Source organism: Sphingomonas cannabina (assembly GCF_021391395.1).
Classification (GTDB): Bacteria; Pseudomonadota; Alphaproteobacteria; order Sphingomonadales; family Sphingomonadaceae; genus Sphingomonas; species Sphingomonas cannabina.
Window position 1 is genome coordinate 1,017,554 of sequence record NZ_CP090059.1, and the last position, 17,598, is coordinate 1,035,151.

Below are 17,598 nucleotides of genomic sequence, written 5' to 3' on the forward strand. Positions count from 1 at the left end.
GATGGCAGGATGGATCGTTACGACCGGCGGGTGAGGCTGTTTGCGGCAGGATTGGCCAGCCTCGCCGGCTATGTCGACGCCTGCGGCTTCATCCTGTCGAAAGGCTTCTTCGTCTCGTTCATGAGCGGCAACTCGACGCGGCTGGCGGTCGGCGTCGCGGAGGCGCTGCCGGATGCGCTGGCGGCGGGAGGGCTGATCCTCGCCTTCCTTCTCGGCGTGACGGCGGGGTCGCTTTACGGGCGGGCGGCGGGGGAGCGGCGAGCGGCGGCCGTGCTCCTCATGATCGCGGCGCTGATCGCCGGCGCGGCCGTGTCATCATGGGCCGGATATCTCCACGCCGCACTGGCGCTGACGGCGTTCGCGATGGGGGCCGAGAACGCGATCTTCGAGCAGGACGGGCAGGTCCGCATCGGCCTGACCTACATGACCGGCAGCATCGTCAAGCTCGGTCAGGGCCTCGCCAGCGCGGTTTCGGGCGGCGACAGGTGGGCATGGCTGCCTTACCTGCTCCTCTGGGGCGGGTTCGTCGCCGGCGCGGTCTGCGGCGCGGCGGCCGCAGCGAGCGCCCAGTCCGCCGCGCTCTGGATCGGCAGCGCGCTCGCGCTGTCCTTCGCCATCGTGGCGGGCTCCATCTTAGACACCGGCCGCAGCCGCCAGGCCGGTTGCTAACATTTGGGCAGAACGAAAGGTCCGCGGTTTCCAGTCAGGAGCCTTACGTGCCTTCAGCCGCGATCTGGCGCAGTGCCTGTTCGAACGCCTCGGGAGGCTGGCCGCCCGAGATGAGATATTTCCCGTCGATGACCACCGCCGGCACGGCACGGACACCGCGCGCCTGCCAGAGCTGCTCGGCATGCCGGACCTCGTCGGCATAGCGGCCTGAGCTCAGCACCTCGCGTGCCGCATCGCCGTCGAGGCCAGCCTTCTCGGCGGCCGAGACGAGCACGTCGACATCGGACGGGTCCTGCCCCTCGGTGAAATAGGCTTCGAGCAGCGCGTGCTTGAGCGCGGCCTGGTACCCTTCGAATGCGGCCCAGTGGAGCAGGCGGTGCGCGTCGAAGGTGTTGTAGATGCGGCTGTCCTCCGAGGTGTTCATGCGGAACCCGACCGCCGCAGCGCGTTGCCGGATCGTTTCGCGATTGGCGGCCGATTGCTCGCGTGTCGCACCATATTTGCGGGCGACATGCTCGACGATGTTCTCGCCGTTCGGCGCCATGCCGGGATTAAGCTCGAATGGCTGGAAGGTGATCTCGGCGTCGACGAGGCCGGCGGTCCGCTCCAGCGCCTCCTCGAGCCCGCGTAGGCCGATGATGCACCAGGGACAGGAGACGTCGGAAACGAGGTCGATCCTCATCGGTTGGGCCATCACGCAATCCTTTCTCGCGAGCGCCCATGCGATCTAGGGTGCGGGGAACCAGATTTCATCGGTGGCCGATCCGTAACATTCCGCATGGGCCGCATTGCGCGCCGCCCATAGCCTCGCCCGTGCAATTCGCAGGAGGCGACCATGAAGAATGTCCTTGTCCTGATGCATGACGACGCCGGCCAGGAAGCGCGGTTCCAGGCGGCGGTGGATCTCACCCGCGCGCTCGACGGGCACCTGACCTGCATCGATATCGCGATCGCGCCGGTCTTCGTCGGCGACTATGCCGATTGCGGCGGCACCGCATTGCTGATGGCCGACGAGGAGCAGCGTGAGGGCGTCAATCGCACGCGCATGGAAGCCCGGCTCCGGGTCGAGGGCGTGCCCTATGACTGGATCGACGAGAAGGGTTTCCTCACGCCGTGCGTATGCGACAGCACCGCGCTCGCCGACCTCGTGGTCCTCAACCGCGAACTCGACAGCATTCCCTATCCGGACATGCGCGAGCTCGTCGGCGACCTGCTGGTCAAGACCGGCAAGCCGATCGTCGCGGTCCCGGAGAACGCGAAGGGATTCGACGCCTTCGGCCACGCGCTCGTCGCCTGGGACGGTTCGGAGCAGGCGGAGGCGGCGTTGCGCGCGGCGGTGCCGCTGTTGCAGCATGCGGGGACGGTGACGATCCTCGAGGTCGACGACGGCTCGATCAAGCTGCCTGCCAGCGAAGCGGCCGAGTATCTCTCCCGGCACGGCATCAAGCCGATCGTCCGGCGCGAGAGCGCGCGCGAGGACATCCCGAGCACCGTATTGCTCGACACGATCGAAGCGGTCGGCGCGGCATATCTCGTAATGGGCGGGTTCGGGCATCGTCGCTTCATCGAGGCTGCGTTCGGCGGCGTCACCAAGCGCATGCTGAAGGAATGTCCGGTGCCGCTGTTCATCGCGCACTGAGGCGGAAGAGTGCGAGCGCGCCGGCACGACGATGTGCCGGCGCGAGGAAGAGCCGATCGTCGGCGTGGCGCCACCGTCACAGGTGGGCGCCGTCGGCGACGGCGGGGAGGGTACTGCCGATGGCGTTCGGTCTCGCTCATGTTGCCCGCGGGGTGATACGGAAGATTACGGATCGCCCGCGCGGCCGGCGATCGCATAGGCCTTCCCCGACCTGTCCGCCTTCCGCGGGCGGGCTTGTAAAAGGCGTGGCCGAATGACTCCCGAGAATGCGCCAGTCCGTCACCTCGTGCTGATCGAGGATGACGCCGCCGTGCGCCGTGCCTTGCAGCTGCTCCTGCGCGGCCAGGGCTATGAGGTTTACTCCTTCTCCGAAGCGGCGCCCGCGCTGGCGGATGCCGCCCTGTCGGGCGCAAGCCATGTCGTGATCGACTACGCCCTGCCGAGCACCGACGGCATCGCCGTGTTGCGGGCGCTCAGGGCGTCGGGCTGGCGCGGCGTCGCCGTGCTGATCACCGCCTTCTATTCACATGCGTTGCAATTGCAGGCGAAGGCCGCCGGCTTCGCCGCGGTGCTGGCGAAGCCGTTCCGCGACGATGCGCTGATCGATGCGCTCGCGGAGCCTCAAACCGACGCATGAGCGGGCCCACTTCGACCGATGTGCAGGCTAGGGTTTGCTCTGTTCCTGAGGCTGCATCGCCATGCTATGATCCGACGACCGATGCGGGGGCCTCGGCCGTGCCTGGTCGCGCACGGCGGGCGCGCCGGATCGGGGAGGGGCCCTTGACCGACGCCCGCACCTCGTTCGCACGCGATGCCGTGTCTGCCTACGGTACCGCGGTCGCTTCGGTTGCCGTCGCGGCGCTGGTGCGGTGGGCGGCGCACGAATGGCTCGACGATCGTGGTCATTATCTGTTCTTCACGGTTGCGGTGCTGGTGACGGGAGTCCTGGCCGGGCCGTGGCCGGCCTTGATCGCTGCCGCGCTGTCGGTTGCGCTCGTCCATCTGCTCGGCTGGGCGGACGGGCCGATCGCCCCCTTCGAGCTTGCCGCTTTCCTGCTCGCGGGGGCGGTGATCGTCGGTGTCGCCGCCTATATCGCCGCTCTGCGCCGCCGCTGGCGATCGAGCGAGCAGACTGCCGCGCGCCGTGCGGCGCGTGCGAACGACCTCGCCGATACGCTCAACCTCCTGATCGACGGCGCGACGAGCTATGGCATCTACATGCTCGATCCTGAGGGGCGGGTGACGATCTGGAACAAGGCGGCGGAGCGCCTCAAGGGGTGGACCGAGGAGGAAGTGCTCGGGCGGCATTGCGCGATCTTCTATCCCGAGCCGGCGGTGGCAGCCGGCAAGCCGCAACGGGATCTCGATCGCGCCCGCGCCGAGGGTCGGTTCGAGGAAGACGACTGGCGGGTGCGCAAGAACGGCTCGGAGTTCCTGGCGCACGTCACGGTCACCGCGCTCTACGACGACACCGGTGCGCTGCGCGGCTTCGGCAAGGTCATTCGCGACGTCACCGAGGAGCGCGCCGCCGAGCGCCGCAACCAGGCAAGCGCCTCGCAGTTCCGCTCCATCCTGGCGACCGTCCCCGATGCGATGATCGTGATCAACGAAACGGGCAGGATCCTGTCGTTCAGCACCGCCGCGGAGAAGCTGTTCGGCTATGCCGAAGCCGAGGTCGCCGGCCGGAACGTCAGTTGCCTCATGCCCTCTCCGGACCGCGAGCGGCACGACGGCTATATCCAGCGCTATCTCGCGACCGGCGAGCGGCGGATCATCGGCCTGGGACGGACCGTGATCGGCGAGCGGCGCGACGGCTCGACCTTCCCGATGGAGCTTTCGGTCGGCGAGGCGGTCACCGAGGGCACCCGAGTCTTCACCGGCTTCATCCGCGACCTGACCGAGAAGCAGCGGGCGGAGACCCGCATCGAGCAGCTGCGCTCCGAGCTCGTTCATGCCGCGCGGGTGAGCGCGATGGGCACCATGGCCTCGACGCTCGCGCACGAGCTCAACCAGCCGATCACCGCCGTCGTGACCTTCGTGCGCGGCGTGCGTAACCTGCTGCGTGAGGACGATCCCGACGATCGCGCGATGATCGAAGAGGGCCTTGACGACGCTTATGAGGAGGCACTGCGCGCCGGCGGCATCGTGCGCCGTCTGCGCGAGTTCGTCGGGCGCGGCGAGATCGAGAAGGAGATCGGCTCGCTGTCCGCGATGGTCGACGACGCCGCCAAGCTCGCGCTGATCGGTGCGCGCGAGAAAGGTGTCGAGGCGCATATCGAGCTCGACCCGCGCGTGGACAGCGTGCTCGTCGACCGCATCCAGACGCAGCAAGTGCTGATCAACCTCATGCGCAACGCCATCGAGGCGATGGCGGACGCGCCCGAACGCGTGCTCACCATCTCGAGCGCGCCCGACGAGGCGGGGTTTGTCCGCGTCACGGTGGCTGACACCGGGCCCGGGGTTTCGCCCGAGATCGCCGAGAACCTGTTCCGTGCCTTCAACAGTACCAAAAGCAGCGGCATGGGGCTCGGCCTGTCGATCTGTCGGACGATCGTCGAGGCGCATGGCGGGCGCATCTGGATGGAGCCGGGCCCGGACGGCGGCTCGCAATTTCATTTCACCTTGGTTCGCGCAGATATGGAGGCGCCGGTATGAGCGACAAGCCATTGGTTCACGTCATCGACGACGAGGAGAGCGTGCGCCGCGGGGCGAGCTTCTTCCTCAAGACATCGGGCTATGCGGTGCGCACCTGGCCGTCGGGCGTCGCGTTCCTCAAGGAGGTCCGGCATGTCGAGGTGGGTTGCATCCTGCTCGACATCCGCATGCCGGAGATGGACGGCCTTGAGGTCCAGCGCCAACTCAACGAGCGGGGTGTCACCATGCCCGTCATCGTGCTGACCGGCCATGGCGACGTGGCGAACGCGGTGACCGCGATGCGCGCCGGCGCGATCGATTTCCTCGAGAAGCCGTTCGACACCGACGCCTTGCAGGACGCGATCACGCGTGCGCTCGCGCAGATCGCCTCCGAGAAGGACGTGATGGCCCGGGCGGCGGAGGCCGAGGTGGTGCTGGGGGCCCTCAGCGAGCGCGAGCGCGAGGTGCTCGAGGGGCTCGCCCAGGGCTATCCCAACAAGACGATCGCCTATGACCTCGGCATCTCGCCAAGGACGGTGGAAGTGCATCGCGCCAACATCATGACCAAGCTCAAGGCACGCAGCCTGTCGGAGGCGCTTCGCATCGCCTTTGCTGCCGGTATGGGGGAAACCCGGATCTGAGGCGGGTCGGTCAGTGCATGGTCACGCGCCGCCGGACCAGGACCTCGCTTGCATCATCGGCCGTCGGAACCGTCTCGAACCCCATTTCGCGCTCGAGCGCCAGGGCTGCGCGGTTGTCGCGGCTCTCGAGCGATTCGACGGTCTCGATGCCTTCGGCGGCGGCATAGCGCATGACGTGCTCGACGAGCGTCCAGCTCACACCCTTGCCCTTGCAGTCTTCGCGCACGGCAAGCGCGAGCTCGGCGCGGCGGTGATCGGGATCGGTCGCCAGCATGGCGCTGGCAACGATGAGGTTGCCGGCAAAGGCGAGGAAATTGATCGTGCGGGCATAGTCGACCTGGCACATCGGCACGAGCTGGTCGCGGCCGACGCTCTCCCGCCCGCTGAGGAAGCGGAACCGCAGGTCCTCACGGCTCACATGCGCGAAGAGATCGGCAAGCAGCGCTTCGTCCTCGGGAACAACGGGGCGCACGTGCAGCGCGAGACCGCTGCTGGTGGTGAGGTCCGCGGTCCATTCAACCGGCACTGGTCGGATCGCCAGCTGCGACCGGCGATCATCGCCGAACAGCCGTCCACGCGCGTCGAGCGCGATCACCCCCTCGGCCGTGGCGACCAGCGGGTTGATCTCAAGCTCGGCGATCTCGGGGAAATCGACCGCGATCGCCGACAGCGCGTTGAGCACGCGGACGATTGCCGCGCGGTCGGCTGGCGGGACGTCGCGATAGCCCTTGAGCAGCCTGCCGATCCGGGTCGCATCGATCATATCCTCCGCAAGCCGGTCGTCGAGCGGCGGCAGGCCGAGCGCGCGGTCCGCGACGACCTCGACCGCCTTGCCGCCGGCGCCGAACGCAAGCACGGGGCCGAACGTCGGATCATTGGCGAACCCGGCCAGCAGCTCCTGGCCGTCGCCGATCGGCACCATCGTCTCGACCTCGAAGCCGCTGATCGAGGCCTCGGGGTGGCTGTGCCGGATCCGCGCCGCCATCTCCCGCGCTGCTTGGACGGCGTCCTCGCCGGTGGCGAGGTCGAGCCGGACGCCGCCGACGTCCGACTTGTGGGGCAATTGCGGCGACACGAGCTTGACGGCGTAGGGCGGCGCGAGGTCGGCCGCCGCGGCCGCCACCGCATCGGGGGTCTGGGCGAAGCGGATGGCATTGATCGGCACGCCATAGGCGGCGAGCAGCACCTTGGCCTCAGTCGCGTTGAGGATGGTCCGCCCCTCCGGGCGGGCGGAGGCGATCGCGGCGGTGGCGCAGGCCTTGTCGGCCGCGGCGATGCTGACGCGCGCCGGCGCCCTAAGCAGCGCCTCCTGTCCGAGATGCGCGCGCCGCAGATAACCGAACCCGCGCACCGCATCGTCGAGGTTGTCGAACAGCGGGATGCCGGCGTCATCGAAGATCGCGCGCGACGCGTCGGCGTTGGCGCTGCCCATCCAGCAGGCGATGACCGGCTTGCGCGCGGGATTACTGGTCTTGACCGCGGTGGCCAGCGCCGCGGCGATCTCTGTCCCGGTCGCTACCGCCGTCGGGCAATGGATCACCAGCAATGCGTCGACCCCCGGGTCCGCCAGCGCGGCCTCGGCCGCGGCCGAGAAGCGCTCGGCCCGAGCGTCGCCGACCACGTCGATCGGATTGCCGCGCGACCAGGCGTGCGGCAGCACGGGCTCGAGCGCGGCGACTGTCTGCGGCGAGAGCGTCGCTAGCGTACGGTGTTGATCGGCCAGGGCATCGGCGGCGAGCACCCCGGCTCCGCCGCCGTTGGTGACGATCGCGAGCCGGTCGCCGCCCTGCGGCCGATGGCGGCACAGCACCTGTGCGGCATCGAACAGGTCGGTGAGGCTGTCGACCAGCACGATGCCGGCGCGCGCGAACGCCGCGGCATGGACGTCATAATCCCCGACCAGCGCGCCGGTGTGCGAGATCGCCGCCTTGCCCGCGGCCGCGCTCCGGCCCGCCTTGATCGCGATCACCGGCTTGACCCGCGACGCGGCGCGGGCGGCCGACATGAACTTCGCCGGCGCGGTGACGCCCTCGACGTAGAGCAGGATCGCGTCGGTCGCCGGATCGCCCGCAAGCATGTCGATCAGGTCGCCGAGGTCGACGTCGGCCATGTCGCCGGCAGAGACCACCGCCGAGAAGCCGACATGCTTGTCGGCCGCCCAGTCGAGCATCGCTGTCACCAAGGCGCCGCTCTGCGAGACGAAGGCGAGCCGGCCGGGCGCGGCCGACCGCGGCGCGAACGACGCGTTGAGCCGCGCATGGGGGAGCAGCACGCCGAGGCAGTTGGGTCCGACGATGCGCAGCAGGTGCGGTCGGGCCGCCGCGAGCATCGCGTCGCGGAGCGCAGGGTCCTGGAGACCGGCGGAGAGCACCACCGCGACCTTGATCCCCTTGGCGCCGAGCTCGCCGATGATCCCGGGAATGGTGTCGGCGGGGGTGACGATGATGGCGAGGTCGGGCGCCTCGGGCAGCGCGTCGATCGAGTGGACCCACCAGGTCTTGTCGAGTTCGACCCGCTTGGGGTTGACCGCGAAGATCAAGCCCTCGAAGCCACCGTCGATGATGTTCTCGAGGACGCGCTCGCCGAGCGAGCCGGCACGGCTCGAGCCGCCGATCACCGCGATGCTGCGCGGGTGGAACAGGGCGTCGAGGTTGCGGATGGTCATGGCATCGCTCCTGGTTCTTGAGCAGCCATGATTGAGCACCGTCAGGGGGCGGTCCGCGATAAGTAGAGAACCGTATGTCGGCGGGGGCCGCGATCGAGGAGGTTGGCGCCATCGATTGCGGAGACGACCGATGATTTACGCACTCAGCGCTTTTGCCCACCACGCCACGACCCTGCTGAGCCAGCAGCCGCGTGTCGCCATCGGCCTGTCTGGCCTCGGCGCCGTCACGCTGACCGGCATGCTCGCCCGTCTGGTCCTTCACCTGCCGGTCTAGGAGGGAGGACTATGTCGCAGGTTCCGATCCGTCATCTCGTCGTGCTGGGGCACCCGGCTCCAGGGAGCTTCAATCACACGGTCGCACAGACCTATTGCGAGACCGTCGAGGCCTGCTGCCAGCAGGCCGAGGTTCGCGATCTCTATGCGATCGGCTTCGATCCGCTGCTCAAGGCCGACGAACGGCCGGCCGGCGATCGCTTCGAGCCCGCGCCCGATGTCGCGGCCGAGCTTGCCCTGCTGCGGGAGTGCGATGTGGTGACGCTGATCTATCCCTTGTGGTTCGGCATGCCGCCGGCGATCATCAAGGGCTATATCGACCGCGTGCTCGGGGCCGGCTTCGGGCCGAGCAGCATCAAGCACGATCTTCCCAACCCGATGCTCAGGGGCAAGCATCTGATGATCCTGAGTTCGTCGGCGACGACGCGCCCGTGGCTCGAGGAGCACGGACAATGGGTGTCGCTGCGCCAGGCTTTCGACACCTATCTGTCGACGATCTTCGCGTTCGCGAGCGACGACCACGTCCATTTCGACGCGATCGTCAGCGGGACCAAGGCCCAGTACATCGAGGAATGCCTCGAGCAGGCGCGTGAGCGGACCCGCCTGCTCTGCGCGAAGCTGTTGAACGCCTGGCACCGGCGCGAGCAGGCGCACGTCTGCCATTGATCGCGGTGCAGGAGCGGTCTCAGGCCGGCGGGTCGCGGGGCGCGGGATCGCCGGCAAGTCGATCATCACCGCCGTGCCGCGCTGCGGGGCGCTCCGGATGGCGAGCCGGCCGTGCGCCGCGGCGACGAAATCACGTACGAGACCGAATCCGGTGCCGTGAGCACCTGGCCGGCCAGGGCCTGCGAGCAACCGCTCCCTGTCCTGGCGCCGCATGCCACATCCGTTGTCGGCGACGATCAGGCGCACCCGGCCGCCACGACTTCGCAGCCGAATGCGGATGGTGCCGCCGGCACCGATCGCGCGCCGCGCGTTGGTGACGAGCTCGATCAGCGCATGGTCGAAATGGTCGCCGTCGGCGTGAACCGCGCCATCGCCGGTAACGGGGCCGAGGACCAGGCGCGCGTCGAAACCGGTGATCGAGCGTAGCAGCGGCACGAGTCGCTGGAGGCGGGTCGCGGGCGCGAAGGCTTCCGCATTGGCCGAGTCGACCAGGAGCAGCTGGGTGGTCAGCACGCCGCCGCGCATGGCGGCGTCTTCGATCGCATCGAGCAGCTGTGCGCGCCACGCGCTGTCCGGAGCCTCTTCGATCAGATGGCGGGCGGACGCGATCGCACCGAAGAGGTTGCGAATGTCGTGCGCGTGCTGGCGCAGCTGGGGAAAGGCCATCGTCTCGGTGTCGGTCATGCGCTCCTCCGTCTCTGACTCGTGCATGCCGTTCGGCGATGCGCCTGCGAATGCGGAGATTCCCCTAGGCTAGCGCTAGCGCGGCACGAGCACCGCCGCGCCTTCGAGCCGACCGGCGCGAAGGTCGTCGAGCGCCGTGTTGGCGTCCGCCAGCCGATAGACCCTAGTGGTCGTACGCACCGGAATGCGCTGCGCTACTGCAAAGAATGCTGCGCCGTCCGCGCGCGTGAGGTTGGCAACCGAGAGGAGCGCGCGCTCGCCCCACAGATCGGCATAGGGGAAGGCGGGGATGTCGCTCATATGGATGCCGGCGCAGACGACACGCCCGCCCTTGCGCACCGCGCGGAGCGCGGCAGGAACCAGCGCGCCGTCGGCGGCGAAGATGATCGCGGCGTCGACCTCTTCGGGCGGCGGCCGGTCCGAGCCACCCGCCCAGGTGCAACCCAGACGGCGGGCGAACGCCTGGGTCGCGGCGTCGCCCGGCCGGGTAAGCGCAAACACCCGCCGGCCCCGCCAGTTGGCGACCTGCGCGACGATATGCGCGGCGGCGCCGAAGCCGTAGAGCGCGATCGTGTCGGCGTCGCCGGCCATGACCAGCGCGCGGTAGCCGATCAGCCCCGCACAGAGCAGCGGCGCCGCCTCGGCATCCGCGAAGGCGTCCGGGATCGGCAGGCAATAGCGCGCATCGGCAAGGCAGTGGGTCGCATAGCCGCCGTCGCGCGTCGCCCCGGTGAAGACCGGCGTCTCGCAGAGATTCTCACGGCCGCTGAGACAATAGCGGCAATGGCCGCAGCTGCCGCCGAGCCACGGCACGCCAAGACGTGCGCCGAGGGCGATGCCGGTCACCCGGGAACCGACCGCGACGACGCGGCCCACGACCTCGTGCCCCGGCACGATCGGGTAGTGCGCCGCCACCTCGCCGTCGGCAACGTGCAGGTCGGTCCGGCAAACGCCGCAGGCCAGCACCTCGAGCAGGACCTCCTCGGGGTCGGGCGGCCCGAATGTTCGCGGCACGCGGCGGAGCGGCAGCCCCGCACGGTCGAACTGCATCGCATAGCCGTCGATCATGCCGGCGATCCTGCGCGCTTCGGAACCGGGGGAGAATAGGGGATTTTGCGCAATGCCGGGCGCGTGAGGACGGCCTAGCTCCGCGACGGAGGCAGCGGAATGGCCGGCACGCGCCAATCGGAACCAAGCAGGGAGAGCAAGGAGCGGCGGACATGGCTGTCGCGGTGGCTGATCGCGCTGCTGGCGATCGCCGGGCTCGTTGCGGCGGTGCTCCACTTCGGCGAGCTCGAGCGGTTCGCGGCGATGCTCCGCCGCGCGCAGCCGCTCTGGCTCGTAGCCGCCGCTGCGCTCCAGGCGGGGACCTATGTCGCCGTCGCGCTCGGCTGGACGACGGTCCTGCGCCGCGCCGGTTCGCCCCAGCCATTGGGCCGGCTGCTCCCGGTGGCCCTCGTCAAGCTGTTCGCGGACCAGGCGATCCCGGGCGCCGGCATGGGCGGCAATGTGGTGCTGGTCGACCGGCTGATCGCGCTGGGCGTTCCGCGTGGTGCGGCGGTTGCGGCGTTGCTGGTATCGCTCATCGGCTATTATGCAGCCTATGCCAGCTTCGCGATGGTGATGCTGGCCGTGCTGTGGCTGCACGGCCATGCGACACCCTTGCTGGTCGGATTGGTCACGACCTTCCTGCTCGTCGCGCTGGCGATCCCGGCCTTGGCGCTGTGGCTGCGTGCGCGCGGCAGCGCGCCACTGCCGCCCCGGCTCGAGCACATCGGCGTGGTCCGCAAGCTGCTTGGGATCATGGGCGAGGCGCCGAAGCGCCTGGTGACGGACCGCCCTCTGATCCTCAAGGTGGCGGCGTTCAACGGGCTCGTGTTCCTCGCCGATGCGGCGACGCTTGCGTTTTGCCTGTGCGCGCTCGGCGAGCCGCTGCGCGCTGGATCGTCGTTCATCGCGCTGATGACGGCCTCGATCGTGGCGACGCTCGGGCCCATCCCGATGGGGCTCGGCAGCTTCGAGGCGACCTCGACTGCGATGCTGGGCGCACTCGGCGTGCCGGTTGAGGCGGCGATCGCCGGCACGCTGCTGCTGCGCGGGTTCACGCTCTGGCTGCCGCTCGTGCCGGGGATGGTGCTGATGCGCACCCGGCCCCGGGCTCGGCGCGCCGCTAGGTAGTGTCCCCAATGGAGGGCCGAGGCGGGACGGACCTAGTCTGGACGCGCCGTAACGGAAGACGTCGATATTCGGATCGGAATTCGGCCCAGCGCCCCCGCGCTCGCGCGACGGGGGTGCGCCGGCTGATCGACCGAATTGGTCGAGGCGGAAGGCGAACGCACCCCTCGTCTGGGGCGGCTCCGGCGGCGGAATGAACCAGCAAGGAGTGTTCCCGATGAACGAGCTGTCCAAGAGTCCCGCCCGGCGCCAGCCGGCGCCATCGCCGTTCGGCTGGCTGCGCACCGAGATCGACCGGCTGTTCGACGACGTCGCGCCCGCGCGCAGCTTCCTCAATCTCGGCCTGGGCGGCTTCGCGCCGGTGCCCGCGCTCGAGATGACCTCGGGCGACAAGGCGTATCGCCTCACCGCCGAGCTGCCAGGTATGAAGGAGGAGGATATCGAGCTGAGCGTCGCCGAGGGCGTGCTGACCCTCAAGGGCGAGAAGCGCTCCGAGGAGGAGCATGGGAAGGATGGCCGGTTGCTGAGCGAGCGCAGCTACGGCAGCTTTGCCCGGCGCATCACGCTTCCGAGCGATGTCGATTTCGACAGGATCGCAGCCGAGTTCGACAAGGGCGTGCTGACGGTCACCCTGCCGCGCAATGCGGAGGCGGTCGAGCGCACCCGCAAGATCGCGATCGGCCACAAGGGCTGATCGGCGCATGACCTCCTCCGCCGCACGCACCGAACGCCCTGCGGCGGAGGAGGTCGTCGGCTTCCTCGAGGAGAGCGGCGTGCTGGGCGCCGATCCAGTGCGCCGCGTCGATACGCACGCCGCGCATGTCTTTCTCGCCGGCGACCGCGCCTGGAAGCTCAAGCGGCCGGTTCGGCTGGACTATCTCGATTTCTCGACACCGGCGCGGCGCAAGGCGGCGCTCGCGGCCGAGCTCCGGCTCAACCGCCGCACCGCGCCCGGCCTCTACGTGGGGCTGCACGCAATCACGCGCGAGCCGGACGGGTGCCTGGCGCTGGACGGCGAAGGAGCGGCCGTCGACTGGCTGCTCGAGATGCGCCGCTTCGCCGACGACGTGCTCCTCGATCATCGTGCACGACGCGGCGGACTCGACGAGGGGTTGATGATCGCTCTCGCCGACGCCGTTCACACCTTCCACGTCGCCGCCGAGATCGCGTCCAGCTCAGGCGGGGCGGAGCGTCTTGGCGCGGTGATCGCTGGCAATGCCAAGAGCTTTGCTGCCTACGCCGGCATGTTCGACAGCGAGGCGGTGGCGAAGCTGCTCGCGCGCCAGCGCGCAGCGCTCACCCGCCAGTCCGCCCTGCTCGATGCGCGGGCGCGGGCAGGACGGGTGCGACATTGCCACGGCGATCTGCACCTCGCCAACATCGCCTTGATCGACGACGTGCCGGTCCCGTTCGACTGCCTTGAGTTCGACGCCGAGCTCGCCACCACCGACGTGCTCTATGATCTCGCCTTCCTGCTGATGGACCTCTGGCACCGCGGGCTCAGGCGCGAGGCCAACCGCCTGTTCAATCGCTATCTCGACCTGTCCGCCGAAGACGAGGACGGGGTGGCTCTGATGCCTTTGCTCCTCTCGATTCGCGCCGCGGTTCGCGCCCATGTCGCGGCGGCGCGCGCGAGGCGAGGCGGCGGCGGCGCGGCGATACGGCAGGCGCGCAGCTATCTCGCCCTCGCTGCATCGCTGCTCGATCCCGTTCCCCTTTTGCTGCTGGCGATCGGCGGCCGGTCGGGCACCGGCAAATCGACACTGGCGCGCACGCTGGCCGCGGATATCGGCGCAGCGCCTGGCGCGCGCATCCTGCGCAGCGACGTGGTGCGCAAGCGGCTGGCGGGCCTGGCGCCGGAGGCGCGTATCCCAGCCGCCGACTATACCGCTGCCGCGAGCGTCCGCGTCTATGCCGCGCTCGACAGCGCCTGTCGCGACAGGCTTGCCGAGGGCGGCAGCGTCATCGCCGACGCGGCGTTCCTCGATCCGCGCGAACGCGGTGCGATCGCCGAGGCTGCGGCATCGGCCGGTGCGCGCTTCGTCGGACTGTGGCTCGAGGCTGGCCTCGCGGTACGCATCGCACGGGTGTCGGGACGAGAGGGTGACGCTTCCGACGCGAATGCCCGCGTGGTCCGCCTGCAGGCGCGTCGGCCGGTGGGATCGCTTCGTGGTTGGCGCCGGCTCGCCGCTGGCGGCCCGCCCGCACGGATCGCAGCCTCGGCGCGGCGCTTCCTGGCCCGCTCGGCATGAACAGGGTCGCATCTTCACCGGCGCCGTTTTGGGCGGAGCCGATCGAATCGCTCTTCGCGAGGTTCGCCACGGGAGCCGACGGCCTCGCGGAGGAGGAAGCCGCTGCGCGGCTGGCGCGGTGCGGCGCGAATGCGATCGACGGGAAGGAACATCTGTCCGCGCCGCGCCTGCTCATCCGGCAGTTCGCCAATCCGCTCGTGCTGATCCTGATCTTCGGCGCAGGCGTCTCGATGGCACTTCGCCAATGGGTCGACTCCTCGATCATCCTTGCGATCGTGCTCGGCAGCGGGTTGTTGAGCTTCTTCCAGGAATTCCGGGCATCACGGGCGGTGCTCGCGCTCCGTGCCCGCCTCGCCCTGTTCGCAACGGTGCTGCGCGACGGCGTGGCCGAGACCAAGCCGGTCACGGACATCGTGCCCGGCGACATAGTGCTGCTGGCCGCGGGCAATCTCGTGCCTGCCGACGCGCGGGTGATCGAGGCCAATGATTTCCTCGTGACCGAGGCGGCGTTGACAGGCGAATCGCTGCCGGTCGAGAAGTCTCCCTGCGCCGTTTCCGCCGATGCGCCGGTCTCCGGGCGAACCAACGCCGTCTTCATGGGCGCGTCCGTCCGCAGCGGGACAGCGCGCGTGCTCATCACCGCCACCGGCGGCGGCACCGAGTTCGGCTCGATCGCGGCGAGGCTCCGCGAGCAGGAACCGGAGACCGATTTCGCGCAGGGCGTGCGGCACTTCGGCACGATGCTGCTGCGGGTGATGATCGTGATCGTGCTCGCGGTGCTGACGGTCAACCAGCTGCTCGGCCGGCCGGTCACCGAGTCGCTGCTGTTCGCGGTCGCGCTTGCGGTGGGGCTGTCGCCGGAGCTGTTGCCGGCGATCATCAGCGTCACGCTGTCGGCGGGCGCGCGGCATCTGGCGCGCGGCGGCGTGATCGTCCGCCGGCTCGAGGCGATCGAGAACCTCGGCAGCATGGACGTGCTGTGCACCGACAAGACCGGTACGCTCACAGAGGGCGCGGTGTCGCTTGCCGGGGCGCTCGGTGCCGCCGGTGCGTCCGACTGCCGCGTCCGGGACGCAGCCTTTCTCAACGCGCATTTCGAAAGCGGGATCGCCGATCCGCTCGACGCGGCGCTCTGTGCGGCGGCCGAGCACGACGGCTGGACGCCTGGAAGCACGATCAAGCTCGGCGAGATCCCCTATGACTTCCAGCGCCGGCGGCTCAGCGTCATCGTCGCACAGGCATCCGCTGCCGCACGCATGGTGACCAAGGGCGCCTGTGCTGACGTGCTCGCGGTCTGCACGCAGGTCGCGATGCTGGACGGCACGGTCGCGCTTGACGCTGCCTGGCGAGCGCGGATCGAGTCCTTGGTCCGTGCGCAGGGCGAAGCGGGCCTGCGCGTGCTGGCCGTCGCCGAGCGGGAGCTCACGCCGGCGGCGTCATGGTCGCGGGACGACGAGCGCGACATGGTCCTGCTCGGCTTCCTCACCTTCCGGGATCCGCCCAAGCCGGACGCCGGCAAGGCGATCGCCGACCTCGCCGCGCTGGGAATCACGGTCAAGCTGATCAGCGGCGACAATCGCCACGTCACCGCGCATGTCGCGGCCGAGGTGGGGCTCGACCCGACGGCGATGCTGACCGGCGCCGAGATCGCGGCGATGAGCGCGCCGGCGCTGGCGCACAAGGCAGCGCGCGCCCAGCTGTTCGTCGAGATCGATCCGCAGCAGAAGGAGCGGATCGTCCGCGCGCTCCAGCGCGCCGGCCACGCGGTCGGCTTCCTCGGCGACGGGATCAACGACGCGCCGGCGCTGCACGTCGCCGACATCGGCATCTCGGTCGATCAGGCGGTCGATGTCGCCCGCGAGAGCGCCGACATCGTCCTGCTGCGGCGCGATCTCGACGTGCTGCGGCAAGGGGTCGAGGATGGGCGACGTATTTTCGCCAACACCCTCAAATATATCGCGATCACCACCAGCGCCAATTTCGGCAACATGGTCAGCATGGCGCTGGCGACGCCGCTGCTGCCGTTCCTGCCGCTGCTCCCCAAGCAGATCCTGCTCAACAATTTCCTGTCCGACCTCCCGTCGGTCGCGATCTCGACCGATCGGGTCGATCCCGAGCATGTCGCGTGCCCGCAGCGTTGGGACATGCGCGAGATCCAGCGCTTCATGGTCGTGTTTGGACTGGTGAGCAGCGCGTTCGACCTTTTGACCTTCGCGCTGCTGTTGATCGTGTTGCGCGTGGATGCGGTGGTGTTCCAGACGGTGTGGTTTCTCGTGTCGTTGCTGACCGAGCTCGTCGTGGTTCTGATCCTGCGCACGCGCCGGCCGGCGCTGCGCAGTCGCCCGAGCCGGCTCCTGCTCTGGGGCACGATCGCGACATCCGCCGCGGCGCTGGTGCTCCCCTGGACGGGGGAACCCGCCCGCTTGTTCGGCCTCGTACCGCTTAGCTTCAGCCTGCTCGGCACCAGCCTCGCGGTCGTGCTCGCCTACGCCGCCGCGACCGAGGCCGCCAAGCGCCGCTTCTACGCGCACGCCACTACGCAACACTCCTACTTCTTCCGTCCCAAGCGACACGCGAGAGTCGGTGGCCGGGCCAAGGTGCCCCGGCGCTTCGGATCAGGAGACGGCATATGAGAAGCGACAGCCAGCTGCAGCAGGACGTCATCGACCAGCTGTCCTGGGCTCCCGACGTCGAGCATGGCCATATCGGCGTCACCGCCCGCGACGGTGTGGTAACGCTCATCGGCCATGTTCCCAGCTACGCGATGAAGCTTGCGGCCGAGCGCCTCACCCGCGGCGTCAAAGGCGTGAAGGCGGTGGCGCAGGAGATCGATGTACGCCTGCCGAGCGAACCCAAGACCTCGGACGACGAGATCGCCGGACGGATCGTGCGGCTTTTCGAATGGGACGCGCGCATCCCCGAGGACAAGATCTCGGTCAAGGTCGAGAGGGGATATGTGACGCTCACCGGCGAGGTCGAGTGGAACTATCAGAAGCAGGCCGCCTACACCGCCGCCGGCCGCATCAGCGGCGTGCGTGGCGTAGCGAGCTACATCACGGTGCAGCCGAAGCCCGCGCCGGCCGATCTGCACGAACGCATCCTGGCCGCGCTCAAGCGCTCGAGCGAGGTCGACGCGAGTACGATCACCGTCCGCGTCGACGGTGGCAAGGTCACGCTCGGCGGTGCGGTACGCGGCTGGAACGAGCGCCGCACGGCGGAGGCGGCCGCGTGGGCGGCACCCGGCGTGCTGGCGGTCGAGGACGAGATCATCCTTGCGTGAAGCCCGGCTCCCGGCCCGCT

Annotated in this window: 15 protein-coding genes and 1 pseudogene; 12 read left to right on the forward strand and 4 right to left on the reverse strand. The window is 69.3% G+C overall.

All coding sequences use genetic code 11. The features are described 5' to 3' along the window. Positions 1–9 precede the first annotated feature (9 nt). Positions 10–669 (forward strand): YoaK family protein, encoded by a 660-nt coding sequence (locus tag LZK98_RS05070; protein ID WP_233785312.1) that lies wholly within the window; start codon positions 10–12, stop codon positions 667–669. A 43-nt stretch (positions 670–712) separates the two neighbouring features. Here LZK98_RS05070 and LZK98_RS05075 read toward each other — a convergent pair whose 3' ends face one another. Further along, positions 713–1,363, reverse strand: a complete 651-nt coding sequence (locus LZK98_RS05075) for a DsbA family oxidoreductase (RefSeq protein WP_233785313.1) — start codon at positions 1,361–1,363, stop codon at positions 713–715. Positions 1,364–1,504: 141 nt separating this feature from the next. Between LZK98_RS05075 and LZK98_RS05080 the strand changes: the two genes are divergently transcribed. From LZK98_RS05080 to fixJ, 4 genes are all read left to right on the forward strand, one after another. After that, on the forward strand, positions 1,505–2,308 hold the full coding sequence (locus tag LZK98_RS05080; protein WP_233785314.1) for a universal stress protein: 804 nt from the start codon (positions 1,505–1,507) through the stop codon (positions 2,306–2,308). Between the two features lie 253 nt (positions 2,309–2,561). After that, positions 2,562–2,945 (forward strand): response regulator, encoded by a 384-nt coding sequence (locus tag LZK98_RS05085; protein WP_233785315.1) that lies wholly within the window; start codon positions 2,562–2,564, stop codon positions 2,943–2,945. 143 nt (positions 2,946–3,088) lie between these two features. After that, positions 3,089–4,963: a PAS domain S-box protein gene (locus LZK98_RS05090; protein ID WP_233785316.1), complete on the forward strand. Its 1,875-nt coding sequence runs from the start codon at positions 3,089–3,091 to the stop codon at positions 4,961–4,963. After that, positions 4,960–5,583: a response regulator FixJ gene (fixJ, locus tag LZK98_RS05095; protein ID WP_233785317.1), complete on the forward strand. Its 624-nt coding sequence runs from the start codon at positions 4,960–4,962 to the stop codon at positions 5,581–5,583. The genes LZK98_RS05090 and fixJ overlap by 4 nt, the downstream gene beginning before the upstream one ends. Positions 5,584–5,593: 10 nt before the next feature. On the opposite strand, the gene LZK98_RS05100 is transcribed toward fixJ, so the two are convergent. Continuing rightward, positions 5,594–8,248: a bifunctional acetate--CoA ligase family protein/GNAT family N-acetyltransferase gene (locus LZK98_RS05100; protein ID WP_233785318.1), complete on the reverse strand. Its 2,655-nt coding sequence runs from the start codon at positions 8,246–8,248 to the stop codon at positions 5,594–5,596. Positions 8,249–8,378: 130 nt separating this feature from the next. On the opposite strand from LZK98_RS05100, the gene LZK98_RS05105 reads away from it, so the two are divergent. Further along, complete coding sequence (locus tag LZK98_RS05105) at positions 8,379–8,522, forward strand: hypothetical protein (RefSeq protein ID WP_233785319.1); 144 nt, start codon at positions 8,379–8,381, stop codon at positions 8,520–8,522. An 11-nt stretch (positions 8,523–8,533) separates the two neighbouring features. Continuing rightward, entirely contained in the window at positions 8,534–9,187 is a 654-nt protein-coding gene (locus LZK98_RS05110) for an NAD(P)H-dependent oxidoreductase (RefSeq protein WP_233785320.1), read from the forward strand. Positions 9,188–9,295: 108 nt separating this feature from the next. On the opposite strand, the pseudogene LZK98_RS20675 reads toward LZK98_RS05110, so the two are convergent. Together LZK98_RS20675 and LZK98_RS05120 are read right to left on the reverse strand one after the other, a co-directional pair. Then, positions 9,296–9,898: pseudogene (locus tag LZK98_RS20675) on the reverse strand (sensor histidine kinase); the annotation flags it as partial. A gap of 48 nt (positions 9,899–9,946) precedes the next feature. Continuing rightward, a complete protein-coding gene (locus LZK98_RS05120) occupies positions 9,947–10,939 on the reverse strand; it encodes a zinc-dependent alcohol dehydrogenase family protein (protein ID WP_233785322.1) in 993 nt (330 codons plus the stop codon). A gap of 99 nt (positions 10,940–11,038) precedes the next feature. Between LZK98_RS05120 and LZK98_RS05125 the strand changes: the two genes are divergently transcribed. The 5 genes from LZK98_RS05125 (at position 11,039) to LZK98_RS05145 (ending at position 17,578) form a co-directional block, all read left to right on the forward strand. After that, entirely contained in the window at positions 11,039–12,049 is a 1,011-nt protein-coding gene (locus LZK98_RS05125; protein ID WP_233785323.1) for a lysylphosphatidylglycerol synthase transmembrane domain-containing protein, read from the forward strand. A 214-nt stretch (positions 12,050–12,263) separates the two neighbouring features. After that, positions 12,264–12,740 carry an Hsp20/alpha crystallin family protein gene (locus tag LZK98_RS05130; RefSeq protein ID WP_233785324.1) on the forward strand — a complete coding sequence of 159 codons (477 nt, stop codon included), beginning with the start codon at positions 12,264–12,266 and terminating at the stop codon, positions 12,738–12,740. Positions 12,741–12,747: 7 nt separating this feature from the next. Then, positions 12,748–14,298: a bifunctional aminoglycoside phosphotransferase/ATP-binding protein gene (locus tag LZK98_RS05135; protein ID WP_233785325.1), complete on the forward strand. Its 1,551-nt coding sequence runs from the start codon at positions 12,748–12,750 to the stop codon at positions 14,296–14,298. Then, positions 14,295–16,931, forward strand: a complete 2,637-nt coding sequence (mgtA, locus tag LZK98_RS05140; protein WP_233785326.1) for a magnesium-translocating P-type ATPase — start codon at positions 14,295–14,297, stop codon at positions 16,929–16,931. The genes LZK98_RS05135 and mgtA overlap by 4 nt, the downstream gene beginning before the upstream one ends. Beyond that, entirely contained in the window at positions 16,928–17,578 is a 651-nt protein-coding gene (locus tag LZK98_RS05145) for a BON domain-containing protein (RefSeq protein ID WP_233785327.1), read from the forward strand. The genes mgtA and LZK98_RS05145 overlap by 4 nt, the downstream gene beginning before the upstream one ends. Positions 17,579–17,598: the final 20 nt, after the last annotated feature.